The organism is Lysinibacillus sp. RC79 (assembly GCF_041262405.1).
Taxonomy (GTDB): domain Bacteria; phylum Bacillota; class Bacilli; order Bacillales_A; family Planococcaceae; genus Lysinibacillus.
Window position 1 is genome coordinate 1 of sequence record NZ_JBGCCD010000037.1, and the last position, 14921, is coordinate 14921.

Sequence of the window (14921 nt, forward strand, 5' to 3'; positions counted from 1 at the left end):
AATAAGGCACTTCCTGTTCAAAATTGAACAAGAAGTGCCTTATTTTTACTGAAAAGGGTTCGCTTTTATGAAAACGTAAGTTTTTCAGTGCCCTCTCAAAGGGAGGTGTATTTTTTTGTGTACTTTTAGAACTGGTAAGTGATAGAAAAAGTTAAAAAATGAGAAATCACTCATTAATCTTTAATCAACTTCTTATAAAAGATTCGTTAACTTCTCATTACGACCTGTTAAAGTGAAGGCTGTAAATAAGTTCCTAAAGATACAACATGATTCAATGTCCAAATGATTCCCACATGATTATTCAGTGGTATTTGTTAATGGTTCATGTAGTTTTAGTTGGCATGTAACAGTCATCATGGAATTGTTTAAGGGTATGTATGACTAGTTGATATGAATAATAAGGAGATGGATTAATTGATTAAAAATTCATTTTTATCCGAAGAAACAGTGGCCTCCCCATTACAACAGATATTGAGTAAGGTTCCAGAAGTCACTATCTTCTTCTGGATCATCAAGATTATGGCAACTACGGTAGGTGAGACGGCTGCAGATTTCCTGAATTTTAACTTACACTGGGGTTTGTCCAATACGACCTTTCTAATGAGTGGCCTCTTGATTATTACTTTGTTCATCCAGTTCAAATCGAAAAAGTACGTGCCGTGGATCTATTGGCTCGTGGTTGTGCTAATTAACATTGTAGGAACATTAATCACAGACAACCTCGTAGACAATTTTGGGGTCGCTCTAGAGACGACTACTATTTTCTTTTCTATTGCGTTATTCGTGACATTTGTAGTTTGGTATATGAGTGAAAAAACATTGTCTATTCATTCCATCTATACAAGCAAGCGTGAAGCTTTCTACTGGTTAACCATCCTCTTTACCTTTGCTTTGGGTACGGCTGCTGGTGATCTTATATCAGAGGGTATGGACTTAGGGTACTGGAAGTCTGGTCTCATATTCGCTGGCTTGATTGTTGCAGTTATGATTGCCCATTACGGTTTCAAGTTGAATGCCGTATTGGCTTTCTGGATTGCTTACATCCTAACGCGTCCACTTGGAGCATCTTTCGGTGACTACTTGTCACAGTCTCGTGCAGATGGTGGTCTTGGTCTAGGTACTATCGGAACGAGCGCAATCTTTCTAATTATAATTTTAAGTTTGATCATTTATCTGACCAAAACAAATAGAGATAAAATCTTGTTTTCAAATATAAAGGAGAAGTAGAAAAAAGACCATCGAATGATTAATAAACTAGAATAATATAACCAAAAAGCTGAGAGTTTTCATTGAATTGAATACTCTCAGTTTTTTAATTTTTATTGACCAAAAAAATAGTAAGTCAAAAATAAAATTAGATAGTTTTGGGATTTGATCATTTCCGACAGTAGACGCCCGCTTCAAGGAATGTGAAGGTCACAGCTAATGAGTAAGTGGGAGATAAATGTCGGTTGGCGATAGCCAAAAACGATGACATTGTGGTAAAATAGAAACAAACGTTCTTGTGTTGAGATGGAATCAATGTTAGTCAATAAAGCATACAACGCATCAATCCAAACAAAGAACAAGAAACATTGATTGCTAAAACAATTGGTTGTTCTCGCTTTGTATTCAATCACTTTTTGGCACAATGGAATGAAGCTTACAAAGAAACTGGTCAAAGGGTTTCTTCTCAATTAACACAACTAAAGAAAGAGTTAGTATGGTTAAAAGAAGTAGACAACATTGCGATTCAATCCGCACTCAAAAACCTTGCTGATTCGTTTACTCGATTCTTCGAAAAACAGAATAAAGCACCACGATTCAAGTCTAAAAAGAATAGCGTACAATCTTATACAACAAATCCAATTTGGCTGTAGAAGCTGCAAGATTGCATACATGTTATGATTAAGGAAATATAAAAGGACTGCTAAGAATTCTGAAGAAACTTTGGTTAGTAAAATGAGGTGATAAAATATGAATAAAGGAAGAATCATTTTACATATTGACCTTAATTGCTTTTATGCCTCTGTCGAACAAATTTACGATGCCTCATTAAAAGGGAAACCAATAGCAATAGCAGGTGATCCTAAAGAGCGTAGAGGTATTATTATTACGTGTAGCTACGAAGCAAGAGCAAGTGGTGTTTATACAACTATGAATGTCGGGGAGGCGCGGCGAAAGTGCCCGGAGCTAATTGTACTACCTCCTAATTTCGAACGATATAGAGCTGCCTCCAAGTCTTTTTTTAATTTGTTAAAAGAGTATAGCGAAATTCTCCAACCAGTTTCAATCGATGAAGGATATTTGCAACTTCCTATAGTCGAAGGCCAACATGTATTGCAACACGTACAAAATATGCAAGATAGAATCTGGAACGAACTGCAACTCCCTTGTTCAATCGGCATAGCACCGAATAAATTTTTGGCGAAAATGGCAAGTGATATGAAAAAGCCAATGGGTATTACAATACTTCGAAAGCGTGATGTTCCAACAATATTGTGGCCGATGAATGTAATTGAGATGCATGGGGTTGGCAAAAGTACATCGGAGAAATTGGGGAATTTAGGTATCCGAACAATTGGAGAATTAGCCGTAGCTGATGAATATTTATTAAAACAAAACTTTGGCATTAATGGTCTACGTATGAAGCAAAAGGCAAATGGCGAAGATGATAGACCTGTCGATCCAGAAGCAATATACGATACGAAAAGTGTAGGGAATTCAACAACACTTTCTCATGATACAACAGATAGAGATGAATTATTTAAAATAATATCAACACTTTCTGAAAAGGTAGCAGACAGATTAAAGGCCAAGAAACTTGCTGGGGTTACTGTAAGTATCATGATTCGTTCTGCTGATTGGGAGACGTGTACACGGAGTAAGTCCATCAATAACGCGATTCATTCGAAAGAGGATATCGTTGAGCATGCCTGGTATCTATTTAATAAGCATTGGGATGAGGAACCTGTACGATTACTGGGCGTTACCGTATCGAATGTCAGTGATATTAAAGAAACGACACAGCAGCTAACGTTATTTAACTTCGAAGAGCATGTAAAAGATGAACCAATCATTAAACTTGTTGATCAAATCGAGCAAAAGTTTGGAAAAGGTACGATTTTGCGGGGTTCAGATATTGCCAAACCAGCTGGGAAATATCAAGCAAATACGAGTTTTAGTAAGGACTTTTGGGACGAACATAAGTAAAAAAAAACGAATGGAGAGTTAGCTTCTTACGGAATATTATTAAATGGTTTTTATCATTCATCTTTACTCTAAAGCTATAATATAAATCTCAAAGCCATTAATTAATTGATGGCTTTGAGATTGGCGATTCTGAATTGAAAACTCTTTTGCTTCAATTTCATCTTCTGCTATTCTAGTTTGTCTTTAACTTCTTTCAGTAAATAAGAGCGACAGGTATAGAAGTCTTCCATCTCTATAGCTGGTGAGATTAATGCGAATTTATGATACTTTTCAGCGGGTGTCCAAACACCTATAGAGGAACTCATTCTAATTCATTTTTTGCTTCATCTACAAATGACCAATAGAGCTGATAAAACTCGTCTGATTTTTGTTTTTCGGCTGGCGTCATTCCGTAAGACCATTGTCCATTTACGGTTCCTAGTACCGTGATCCCCTCAACGACGACATCATATTCATAACCTCCTAAAGAATTGTTAATTGGACGCAACATGCCACTTGCCACAAGACTTTTATTTGTTTCCGTTTGTATATTGTCGTGTTTAATCAAATAATCCACAAGCGTCCTCGGGCCTATCTGTGTTGTTTCCTCTGATTCGAATTTTTTTATTGCTTGCATCGCTTGTTTGTGAAGCGTTTTTCGGTCAGGGGATACGGAAGAAATATATTGTGCGTGTAATTTATTTTTCTCGTAATGAAAGCCCTCTATGGCGTTTCGATTTGTATTTCGCACATATTTTTCAGCTAATGCTTTGAGTTGGCTGATTATTACATCCTGCGGGGGAACTTTCATGCCTTTCGTCGGGATGATGTCCCAATTCGGTGTATTTAATGAACGACTTCCTTTGAATGAAACCAGATTGACATCCGACTTCATTCCTACTTCATTTGGCGTATAGTTGCATAGTAGTTCGGAAGTCTGAACACTTTCCTTAGAATATACATATTCTTCTGTTAAATGAGACTGATCACTTTTTATAGAGTTATTTTTATTCATTGAGTATACAGGGTTAGATTGTATTTGCGATAAATTAGTTATTTTCATAACTGTATTACATCCCTTTCAAATTATAAGCATTTGAAGTATTTTTTTACTTTTTGTCTACTTCGCACTGTATGCAGGGTAGACAAAAAGCTAGGGTAATGTCAGTGTTGATCGTAATTAGACATTTAACGTAAAACTTGCAGCATCATTTATTTAATTAGGTCTCATAGTGCCGTTTTTAAAAGTTTTATTTATATTCTATTATCATTTTGCTACCGAATACGGTGAACCCATCCATGCCTGTCTGTTGTTTAAGAATAGTTCCTTCTAACTGAACGAACCACTTAACATTAGCATCCGTATCTTTAAAAAATGTTGTTTTACTAGTAGATGTTGGGCTATCAGTTTTCTGAAACTTTACAGTAGCAGATGATGGACTACCGTCATAGCTAATAAGATAGTTGTCAATTGTAGTAAATTGAGATTGTGTCACTCTTGTATCAGTTGGACAATAGATAGTGATGCTAACAACTTTCGATTTAGCGGGAATTACTTTGGTTAAATCAACGTATTGTCCGATAGATAAAACCTTTCCTGTTGTTTTTGATGTAGCGAAATCTTTAGATAGTATGCTTGTATTAGTTGGATTAGTTGCATATAACGATGTATCTAAAACGTCCTCTATAGGTACTTCAATACTTTTTACCTTATAGTCATCTGTCGTCGGTATGTAATCTGATGCAAGAGTAGCTGGCATACCAATAGACAATACCATCGCTGCCGTCAATCCTGTGTATATGAGCTTTTTCAAATTTATAACCACCTTTATATTTTTGTTAAGAATACTTTTAACTAGCACTATGAATATTCATTATACTATAATTTACATTTAAATTACATTTTTATATTTTTTTAACATATTTATATATTTTTTATTAGATCTTTATGTTGAAATTGAAGATTTTGAAAAAATGATCAAACTTAAAATCAAACAAAAAATCGTCATTTCGATCAACCTTTTTTCGAAATGACGGTTTTCTATTTGTATTTAGATTGAAAGCGGCTTATTTAGGTGGAAATATTATATGTTCGTAGAAAATTCATTTTCCTTTTGTTCATAGTTTTCACGGCGATTTTTGATGTTTTGTAATACACTGTCTAGAACATTCCGTTCAGACAGCGTTTGATAAAGGACATTTTGTACCTCTGCAGCTTCCTTGTTTTCTTCTTGGCTACTTAGAAATTCACTGTATGTTCCCATATATTCATGATAGTCTATATTGGAAAGTGTTTTAGCAGCAATTTGTTTGTGCTCTGTTAACGCAGAAGTAAACTGTTTACGTGCCTCATCTGGTTGGGCAGGTATTATTTTGATTTTACCTCTAGTATCTGAGTCACCTGTGAAATCAAGGAATTGATAATCGAACGCCAATGGTTTAGCAAGAGCGATATGAGCGTGAAGAGCAACAGCATGGTCACTAAGTTTTTCGGTTACCTCACGAAGGATATCGTTTCCTTTTTCAAAAAAACGACTGCCGTCAAATGCAAGGATACGGCCGACTTCTTCAGAGAAAAAGTCTTGAGCAAGGAATTCCTGATCGTATCCGGTAGGTGGTAAAACTCGTAGCCTTAAGTTGTTAGATACGATGTTATTGCCGTTTATTTGCAGAGCTACTTGAATGTTATAGAATCCTGGATCATCAATTAACCAGCCATTTTTCCCTACGGAAGCGAAAATGGTTTCGTACAGTGATTCACCAGGCATAATTACTTTGTTCTCTATGTTCCATAGATATTGAACATGAGGTAGTAATCGTCGTCCTTGTTTTCCATCTTTTTTTACCATTACAGTCATTCCGTATAAATCGGACAATAAATGTTTATTGATTGACTGAGGTTGATTCGAAGTATTAGTTAGTTTGATTTCAATAACTGTAGGTTCTAACCATTGGAATATGGGTGATTTCCGGTTAACCCTCAATTCAAGATTAAAAGAAGGATGAATAGAAATGATCGGTTGCTCAAAACCATGATCTACAGCCCAGTCAGCATTACCCATTTGTACGAAGCGCTCAGGTGCGTGTCGCATAAACAATAGTTCTTGATCACTAAAACGATACTCAAAGTTTTTAAAGAACTCCTTGCCACCAGCCTTACTATCAAAATTGTAAGGATAATTCATAAAGCTTAGGGCCTTTGGTTCTGGGATAAGAGGGCGCTCCAGAGGTTCCCAAGGATGACCTAGATGTTTTTGCCAAGAGTGCAGAAGATTAAAAGCATGTCCCATCTCATGGCAAGCACACCAAAAACGATATCGCTGTACAAAAGCTTCAGGAGCGGGGTCACCTTTAGGTGGATCGGCAATAAATGAATTATTAAAAATGGCGGTCCCTTGGCGATGATTCGGACCTATGCTATCAAACATAATACCGCCCAGACCATGGCCTTCTTCAGCTTCCGTATTTGCAAAGAATGTCCACATGGACCATTGGGGCTTATTATCAAAGTGTGACCAATATACTTGCATGGCATCATGCATCTCTTGAGTGTTCCACTTTTTATCAGCCCCTGTATAATCTTTGGAAACAATATTATTACCTTCTGATATTTTCACATCAAACCCAGTGCGTTTAAAAACTTCTGGTATTGTTAAAGTTTCATCCGGCAAAGATGTAGGCTTGTCTGGATGAGCGTGCGTTTGATAGGTTGTAACTGGTGTTGTACCTTCTTCAGCATCAAATTCAAATTCCACAGGATGGAAGTAAGGAGATTGAAACTTGAACGTGCTAGTTCTGTCTGTCTCCCCTCCAATCAGAAACGTGACTTCGGCAGTATGCTGTTCAGGTAATGAACCGCGTGTTACCTGTATTTTTACATTTGTATAAGGAAATGATTGTATGTCATCTAGGTATTTATTTCGAATATTGCCTGTCCAAGTATCTGGACCATTAGCTGTTAACTTAGCAATCCAATGAATAGTAGAAGACATGTTTGAAATAATAGTTCCGCTTGCTACCATTTGTGGGTAGTATCCGTCTACGTCGAGGCGAAGTTCCTCACTGATTAGCTGTTCGCTCCATGCATATAAACCACTAATTGGTGAGAGGGGAAAATCGTCTAAACTGGAAGGGTTAATGGCTTTAACTAATTCTTTTGCTTCGTTCGTTTTGTTTTGTTCCATCTGTATGACCTCCATGTTTATTATTTTTTTGTCTTTCTTCCTCAATCCCAAGAGCCACAATGCTTCATCAAAAATGCAAAATGTTTTTCAAGTATTATATATGCAGCAGAAACTATAAATATGACACTATAAATAGTAAAATAAATACAGTGAATAAAAATGCTAGAATAATCTAATTATTTCCCGAGAAATACAAGAATGAAGAAAGAAGGTGTGGTAATGCATTATAAGGAGTACGGAGATCTACATAAGCCACTCATACTGTTGATTCATGGGGGTGGTGTTGGAGGGTGGATGTGGGATAAACAAGTCCAATACTTTTCCGATTATCATTGCGTAGTACCAGAATTAATAGATAAAGAGGCTAATAATACCTCTGATTTTTCAATTGAAGATAGTGCAAAAAAGCTCTTATCCTTAATAGAAGAAAAAGCAAAAAATAAACGTGTCATAGTAGTCGGTTTTTCATTAGGAGCACAAATTGCTATTCAAATGGTTAGTTTAAAACCGCAATTAATAGATTTTGCCATCATCAACAGTGCTTTAGTGACACCTTCCCCAATTGCAGAAAAATGGATTCGACCATTGATAAAATTAACTTTTCCCTTAATAAAAAATAAATCATTCGCCAAGCTTCAAGCTAAAACGTTATATGTAGATCAAGAATATTTTGAGCAATATTATGAAGATAGTTCAAAGATGAAATTAGATACCCTAATTAAAATATTGCAAGAAAATATGTCTTTTACAATCCCGCATGATTTTTCAAAAGCCCAATGTAACATTTTAGTAACTGTCGGTGAAAAAGAGAAGGGCAACATGAAAAAATCTGCGATCCAACTTGTGAATAGCAATCCCAATTGTCAAGGTGTTGTGCTATCGAACATCGGCCACGGTGTCTCATTAGCGAACCCTGAGTTCTTTAACCGTTTTGTAGAAGAGTGGATTAAGGATGGGAAGTTACCAGAAGGGGAGGTTATCAATTAGTCAATAGTGCAAAAAGGAATCTATTTTTACTTTTTGCCTATTCTATATAATAGGTAGGGAAGATATTTGTAAAACGTATGCCATATTTATAAGTTGATTGGAGTGGGGATTGGAGGATATAGGATGAATAGGCAAGATACACTCGTAGAAGCTGAAGTATTGGCGTTTCTAGACTCGGGTTCGACACCTGTCGTCTCCATACATAAAGTGGATACAAACGTAGTCATATCAACGATTTAACAGACTAGGGATATTGAACGGGAGTTGATCTCTTGTTGAATATCCCTTTTCTTATCCCTACATATTTTAACTATTCGTAGACCTTCAAATTCAGTAATGAAAGTGGAGGTTTTTTTGTTTTGTCTAAAAGTAGAAAGCATGGTGTATTTGCAGTAAGTGGTGATGTGGTTGTACTGCCCACAAAACAGTATGAGGACGTTCGCGATGCTATTACAGTAGCTGCAGCATTGGAAACGGTATTTAAACAAATGCAAATTGTGGGGCATCGGCAACGTACTATTGAAAGCTATGAATACATTTTTAATCAATTTATGACGGTTAATCGTTTACAGTACGTTGAGGATATTTCAGTAGAATCAATTTATCATTATTTAGATGTATTAGAAGTTTCGCCGCGAACAAAGTTGATTCGTTTAAAATCAATTAAAGCCGTATTAAGCAAGTTCTATAATAACAGTTGGATTAAAGACCGCATCTGGGCGATTATCCATATTAAAGTGGATAAAGAGGTTAAAGAAGGGGCGAAAGAATCGGACATTGATAAGCTATTGCATCTAATTGACCAAACAACTTTTATTGGTTTTCGTGATGCTGCAGCCATTAAGTTAATGTATAAAACGGGAATTCGTATTAGTACGTTAGGTGAACTACGTGAACGTCATATTGATTTTGATAATTTATTTTTAAAGTTAGATGGTTTAGCTTTGAAGAATCACAAATTTTTAAAGCTGCCAATTGATGAAGAAGTAGCTGCAATATTAAAAGTTTTAATCAAATTAAATGATGGTGTTAGAAATCATTTCGGCACAGGTAATCATAATGTATTTATTACACAAAATGGTCTGGCTATGAATACTAATAAATCATCTAATTGTGCGAGTTCTAAACAGTTAAATAAATATGCTAAACGATATGGATTGAAAAATATCAATGCACACGCAATTAGACGGGCATATGCAGAGAGTTTACTAGAAAAAGGGGCAAGTGTCGCGTTAATTAGTAAAGCGTTAGGACATAGTGATTTAGCGGTAACCACACAGTATTTAGATTTAGATATTGAAGAAGTAGCCAACAATTTGAGAGGTATTTTTTAATTGTATGTCCTAAAAATCAAACTAATCAAGACTTATGCAATAAAACGTTTACTACCTTTTTAGAGTTACACAATCAACATATAGAAGGCTTGAAACAAGTAAAGAAAACATTCCCTCTTAGCATGGGTATCAAACAAATCAAGTAAGGGGTATTCCGCTACCTGCCTTCGTTAAAACTTATTGCCAACACAACATCGGTTGTGTAAATAAGAAAGTCTTATGGAACAGAAGATAAATCAAAGATGTTGTACACGGGACATGGCAACACCATCTGTGGAGAGCTTTGTAACGCTTCTCTTAAGTACATAAGAACCCCACTGCTTTAGCTGTGGGAGTAGTCAGATTAATCATTGGAAATGCTTGCCATTTTCTCTGCAACCTCTTCGGTAATCGCAAGAAATCGTTTGGAAATTGATGTCATGTAACGATCCTTAAGTGTAATTATATTAAGTTTTGTTTGTAACACTGGATTTGCTAGTGGTCTAAGTACCGGTAAATCAGGAGAATTAAGTAGCTTGAAACAGCTAGGTACAAAACAAATTCCTGCGCTTTTCATTACCATCATAAGTGTTGGTAATGTTTCTGTCCCCCAGTAAACGACATTAGGCGTAAATCCACTTTTTTGGCATGCCTCGATCACATCATCAGCAACACCTGATCCATAAGATGTTGTATTTAAAAGAAATCGTTCGTTTTTCAAGTCTGCAATATCAATTGAATCTTTTTCACATAGATGATGGTTGGGTGGAAGAGCTAAAAGTAAAGGTTCTGTTAGTAGTGTTGAAGTATGGATGTCCTCCGCTCTCACTGAAGTTCGGACAATTCCAATATCTATTTTATGACTTCTTAGTTCTTCTAAAATATATGATGTATTACCCTCGCGAACATGTGTAACTATGTTAGGAGTTTCCTTTTGAATTTTTTTTAAGACATTTGGCAAAATAAATAGATTTGCTGAAGTAGTACAACCCAATTTCACAGTACCTCTAATTCCTTCATGAAACTCGACTAATTTCTTCTCCGTATTCTCAGATAAATCAAGTAATTCTTTTCCTTTTTCATATAAAAATACTCCACTTGGTGTTAATTCAAGAGATCTACCTGAACGATTAAACAAAGTGACATTTAATTCTTGTTCAAATTTTCTAATTAAAATACTTAAGGGGGGTTGAGTCATTTGCAGTGCAGTAGCAGCTTTTGTAATGCTACCTTCCTCAACTACTGTAATAAAACAATGTAAACGATGAAGGTTCATTTTGATAACTCCTCCTTTTAGTATTCATAAAATATATGGAAGTCATATAAATATTATAATTTACATTATAAAAATGTAAAGATATAATATTTTCATAATTAAGAATAGTTGAAAAATTGGATCTAAACTGTATTTTTCAGTTTGAAGTTAGTTGATACCAGAGTGTGTCCATCCAATCGCAAATTATTAATTTATAAATGGAGGTTTTATCAATGACAACTAAAATTACTCAACAATCAAAAACTGTAGAGTTAGCTAAACTGGACAAAAAGCACTTGCTACATCCAGCTACAAATCCGAAGGCTTTAATTGACAATGGACCGCCTATTATCTTTGTTAAAGGTAAAGGCGTTACAGTTACAAGTACGGATGATGTGGAATACATCGACGGGATGTCAATGCTTTGGAACGTGAACTTAGGACATGGGAATCAAGAACTTGCAGATGCTGGTAATAGTCAATTATCTACCCTCGCGTATGCATCATCATTTAAAGGATTCTCAAATGAACCATCCATTCTACTTGCTGAAAAATTAGCTGAGTTAGCACCAGGAGATTTAAATAGTGTATTTTACACTTCTGGTGGGTCAGAATCAAATGATACAGCAATTAAATTAGCTCGTTTCTACTGGGAGCTTAAAGGGAAATCAGAAAAAAGAAAGATTATTGCGCTAACGAATGCTTATCACGGTGTAACAATAGGAGCGCAAACAGCTACTGGTCTTGCAGCATACCACAAGTTCGCATCATCAAATATAGACGGAGTTGTTCGTGCAACAGCCCACCTATTAAACAGCGAGTTAGGTGATAAAAGTGACCCGAACTATGCAGATTCTATCCGTGGAACAATTGAAAGAGAAGGTGCGGAGACGATTGCCGGAATTATTATTGAACCTGTGCAAGGTGCGGGCGGAGTTAATATTCCACCAGAAGGTTACTTAGAAGCAGTTCGTAAAATCTGTGACGAGCACAATATCCTTTTCATGGCAGATGAAGTTATTTGTGGATTTGGTCGTACGGGGAAAATGTTTGGTGTAAACAACTGGAATGTTGTCCCTGATATGATGTCAATTGCAAAAGGAATTACGAGTGGTTATTCGCAACTTGGCGGGGTCATGATGAATGATGAAATTAGAGAAACAATTGCTAACTTCGATGCTGTTATCCCACATGGTTTCACATATAGTGGCCATCCGACTGCTTGTGCGATTGGACTGAAAAACATTGAAATACTAGAGCGTGATAATATTATTGACCACGTAAACGAAATGGAGAAAGAACTTAAAAAAGGTTTAGATTACTTAGCTGAAAAACATAGTATTGTAACAAATTGCAGAGTAATTGGTCTGTTGGCTGCATTTGAACTTTATGAAGATCCAACAAGTGGAAAATTGTTTGATCCAACTGTTTTCCCAGCAAACGCGGTAGTTGACGCATGTTTCAATCGCCAATTAATATTAAGAGCGCTTGGAGCATATAACCAAATTGTGGCAATTGCGCCACCGCTTATTATTAACAAAGAAGAAATTGAAAAAATGATTCAAATTATAGACGATTCGATTACTGCTTTTAAAAATACACGCAACTAAACTATTCCTATAAAGTAAGTTGAGTAGTGGTGGTTATAGTAAAAAAAGGGGAGGTTCTCTAGTGCTTTATATAAGTGGTGAATGGCGAGATACAGGAAATAAATTAGATGTAACAAATCCTGCGACAGGAGAAATAATTAGAACTGTTGCTACAGGTGGTAAAACTGAAACTAAAGAAGCAATCGAAAGTGCGAAGAGAGCATTTGAATTCTGGGGTAAGACAACTGGAAATGAGCGCAGTAACTACCTGTTTCAAGTGGTTCAATTGATGAAAGAAAAAACAAAAGAATTAGCTGAAACAATTACACTTGAAAATGGTAAACCTTTACCAGATGCTACTCGTGAAGTAGCAGGTGCGATCGGCTATCTAGAATGGTATGCAGAGGAAGCTAAGAGAATTTATGGGGAAACAATTCCTGCATCTGCAGCTGATAAACACTTAATGGTAATTCGCGAACCTGTTGGGGTATGTGCAGCTATTACACCATGGAATTTCCCGTTATCGATGATTACAAGAAAAATTGCACCTGCACTTGCTGCAGGTTGTACGATTGTTTTAAAACCGGCTGACTTAACTCCTCTTTCGGCGATAAAAGTATTCGAATGCTTTCATGAAGTTGGACTACCGGCTGGAGTTGCAAACCTGGTAATTGGCCCAGCTGAAGAAATTGGAAACGAGATGACGAGTAACCCAGACGTTCGTAAAATCACATTTACTGGCTCGACGCGTGTGGGGAAAAAACTTATCCGTGATTCGTCTGATACAGTGAAGAAAATATCAATGGAGCTTGGTGGACACGCACCGTATATTGTGTTTGAGGATGCTGATATTGACGCAGCAGTTAATGGTATCTTAGTGTCTAAGTTTATTAACTCAGGTCAAACTTGCATCAGCACCAACCGGATTTACGTAGCAGAAACTGTAGCTGATGAATTCTCAGGAAAGTTAGCTGAAAAGGTATCTAAATTAGTTGTAGGAAATGGATTAGAAGATGGCGTAAATGTCGGTCCAGTAATTAATAAAGTGGCTCTTGAAAAAGTGAAAAGTCAAGTAGAAGACGCTGTGAAACATGATGGTAAAGTAATTGCGGGTGGTAATGTATTTACATTAAATAATGGAAGCGGTTACTTCTTTGAGCCCACAGTTATTCAATATGCAAGCGATAATATGAAGATTACAACAGAAGAAACATTTGGACCAGTTGCACCAATTTATACATTTAAGACGGAAGAAGAGGTAGTTGAAAGAGCAAACCATCCTGAATATGGTCTTGCAGCTTATTGTTATACGCGAGACATTGGTCGAGGCTTACGAATGATGCGTGCTTTAGAGTTCGGAATTGTTGGTATTAATGATCCAGCTCCAGTGGTTGTACAAGCTCCGTTTGGTGGTATGAAGGAAAGTGGAATGGGGAAAGAAGGCGGTTGGTACGGACTTGAGGAGTACTTGGAGAAGAAGTTTGTATCGATTTATTTAAAATAATAAAAAATGTTACTAATCTAGGTAACTATATATATTGTAGTAGACTTATCTACATTCTCCATGTCTCCCATACATAGTTTCTAAAGAATGTATGGGAGACAGTCTACACAATTAATAAAGTAATAAACTTTAATTTAATTCCAATAAAATAAGAGGGTGAATTTATTATGTCTCAAGTAAATTTAAAAAATAATGGACAAGAAATAGTTGTCCGCAATATTTTAAAAGAGGATCTTGCTGAAGTTGCCGCACTTTCTATGAGGTGTTTCGGACCTGATATGGCATTAAAATATGAGCATTTTGAAAGTCAGATTGAGTTGTTTCCAGAAGGTCAAATTTGTCTAGAATATAACGGTAAAATTGTAGGAACCGCTTTAAGTCTAATTGTAAATTTTGAAGATTACGGAGATAGTCACTCATATTTTCAAATCTGTGATTTAGGATTTATTCGAAATCATAACCCTAATGGTAGAAACCTATATGGTATTGAAATTGGAGTACACGAAGATTTTAGAGGGTTACAATTGGGACGTCATTTGTATGATGGCCGAAAAAGAATATGTGAGAAACTTAACTTAGAAAGTATCTTAGTAGGTGGTCGTATACCTTTTTACTATAAATATGCTGAGCGGATGAGTGCAGATGAGTATGCACTAGAGGTAATGAAAGGGAAAATATATGATCCTGTATTAACATTCCAAATGAAAAACGGATACGTATTAAATAAAGTAATGCCAGGCTATTTACCTGGGGATGTTGAGTCATTAGAATATGCAACACTTTTGGAATGGAAAAATCCAGTTTACAAGCTTAAATTAGTATGAGTCTTTTGTCCGTTATGTTCGCCTATTTTAATAGGCGAACAGTGGATGCCCATTGTTTATCGCGATTATTTAACTTCTTTAGTTATGTAAGCGC

At 36.1% G+C, this 14921-nt stretch carries 11 protein-coding genes and 1 pseudogene; 8 read left to right on the forward strand and 4 right to left on the reverse strand.

Annotated elements, in window-relative coordinates; genetic code table 11:
* The first annotated feature begins 417 nt into the window (after positions 1-417).
* From ABH968_RS23775 to ABH968_RS23785, 3 genes and pseudogenes are all read left to right on the forward strand, one after another.
* Complete coding sequence (locus tag ABH968_RS23775) at positions 418-1227, forward strand: COG4705 family protein (protein WP_370048071.1); 810 nt, start codon at positions 418-420, stop codon at positions 1225-1227.
* A gap of 294 nt (positions 1228-1521) precedes the next feature.
* Positions 1522-1841, forward strand: a pseudogene (locus ABH968_RS23780) (helix-turn-helix domain-containing protein); the annotation flags it as partial.
* 115 nt (positions 1842-1956) lie between these two features.
* Positions 1957-3192, forward strand: coding sequence for a DNA polymerase IV (locus ABH968_RS23785; RefSeq protein WP_370048007.1), 1236 nt, complete (start codon positions 1957-1959; stop codon positions 3190-3192).
* Between the two features lie 301 nt (positions 3193-3493).
* Here ABH968_RS23785 and ABH968_RS23790 read toward each other — a convergent pair whose 3' ends face one another.
* The 3 genes from ABH968_RS23790 to ABH968_RS23800 all read right to left on the reverse strand — a co-directional run bounded on the left by ABH968_RS23790 (position 3494) and on the right by ABH968_RS23800 (position 7355).
* Positions 3494-4234 carry a hypothetical protein gene (locus ABH968_RS23790; RefSeq protein WP_370048008.1) on the reverse strand — a complete coding sequence of 247 codons (741 nt, stop codon included), beginning with the start codon at positions 4232-4234 and terminating at the stop codon, positions 3494-3496.
* A 187-nt stretch (positions 4235-4421) separates the two neighbouring features.
* On the reverse strand, positions 4422-4985 hold the full coding sequence (locus ABH968_RS23795; RefSeq protein ID WP_370048010.1) for a hypothetical protein: 564 nt from the start codon (positions 4983-4985) through the stop codon (positions 4422-4424).
* A gap of 270 nt (positions 4986-5255) precedes the next feature.
* Positions 5256-7355: a hypothetical protein gene (locus ABH968_RS23800; protein ID WP_370048011.1), complete on the reverse strand. Its 2100-nt coding sequence runs from the start codon at positions 7353-7355 to the stop codon at positions 5256-5258.
* Positions 7356-7568: 213 nt separating this feature from the next.
* On the opposite strand from ABH968_RS23800, the gene ABH968_RS23805 reads away from it, so the two are divergent.
* Entirely contained in the window at positions 7569-8342 is a 774-nt protein-coding gene (locus tag ABH968_RS23805) for an alpha/beta fold hydrolase (protein WP_370048072.1), read from the forward strand.
* 359 nt (positions 8343-8701) lie between these two features.
* Complete coding sequence (locus ABH968_RS23810) at positions 8702-9676, forward strand: tyrosine-type recombinase/integrase (protein WP_370048013.1); 975 nt, start codon at positions 8702-8704, stop codon at positions 9674-9676.
* Positions 9677-10019: 343 nt separating this feature from the next.
* Here the strand turns inward: ABH968_RS23810 and ABH968_RS23815 are convergent, their stop codons facing one another.
* Positions 10020-10931, reverse strand: a complete 912-nt coding sequence (locus tag ABH968_RS23815) for a LysR family transcriptional regulator (protein WP_370048014.1) — start codon at positions 10929-10931, stop codon at positions 10020-10022.
* 212 nt (positions 10932-11143) lie between these two features.
* On the opposite strand from ABH968_RS23815, the gene ABH968_RS23820 reads away from it, so the two are divergent.
* The 3 genes from ABH968_RS23820 (at position 11144) to ABH968_RS23830 (ending at position 14827) form a co-directional block, all read left to right on the forward strand.
* On the forward strand, positions 11144-12520 hold the full coding sequence (locus tag ABH968_RS23820; RefSeq protein ID WP_370048016.1) for an aminotransferase family protein: 1377 nt from the start codon (positions 11144-11146) through the stop codon (positions 12518-12520).
* Positions 12521-12581: 61 nt separating this feature from the next.
* A complete protein-coding gene (locus tag ABH968_RS23825) occupies positions 12582-14003 on the forward strand; it encodes an NAD-dependent succinate-semialdehyde dehydrogenase (protein WP_370048017.1) in 1422 nt (473 codons plus the stop codon).
* 167 nt (positions 14004-14170) lie between these two features.
* A complete protein-coding gene (locus ABH968_RS23830) occupies positions 14171-14827 on the forward strand; it encodes a GNAT family N-acetyltransferase (RefSeq protein WP_370048018.1) in 657 nt (218 codons plus the stop codon).
* The last annotated feature ends 94 nt before the right edge of the window (positions 14828-14921 follow it).

Excerpts from the sequence above, each read along its gene's own strand:
- ABH968_RS23800 (WP_370048011.1), bottom strand. The coding sequence starts at position 7,355 with ATGGAACAAAACAAAACGAACGAAGCAAAAGAATTAGTTAAAGCCATT.
- ABH968_RS23785 (WP_370048007.1), top strand. The coding sequence starts at position 1,957 with ATGAATAAAGGAAGAATCATTTTACATATTGACCTTAATTGCTTTTAT.
- ABH968_RS23790 (WP_370048008.1), bottom strand. The coding sequence starts at position 4,234 with ATGAAAATAACTAATTTATCGCAAATACAATCTAACCCTGTATACTCA.
- ABH968_RS23830 (WP_370048018.1), top strand. The coding sequence starts at position 14,171 with ATGTCTCAAGTAAATTTAAAAAATAATGGACAAGAAATAGTTGTCCGC.
- ABH968_RS23815 (WP_370048014.1), bottom strand. The coding sequence starts at position 10,931 with ATGAACCTTCATCGTTTACATTGTTTTATTACAGTAGTTGAGGAAGGT.
- ABH968_RS23820 (WP_370048016.1), top strand. The coding sequence starts at position 11,144 with ATGACAACTAAAATTACTCAACAATCAAAAACTGTAGAGTTAGCTAAA.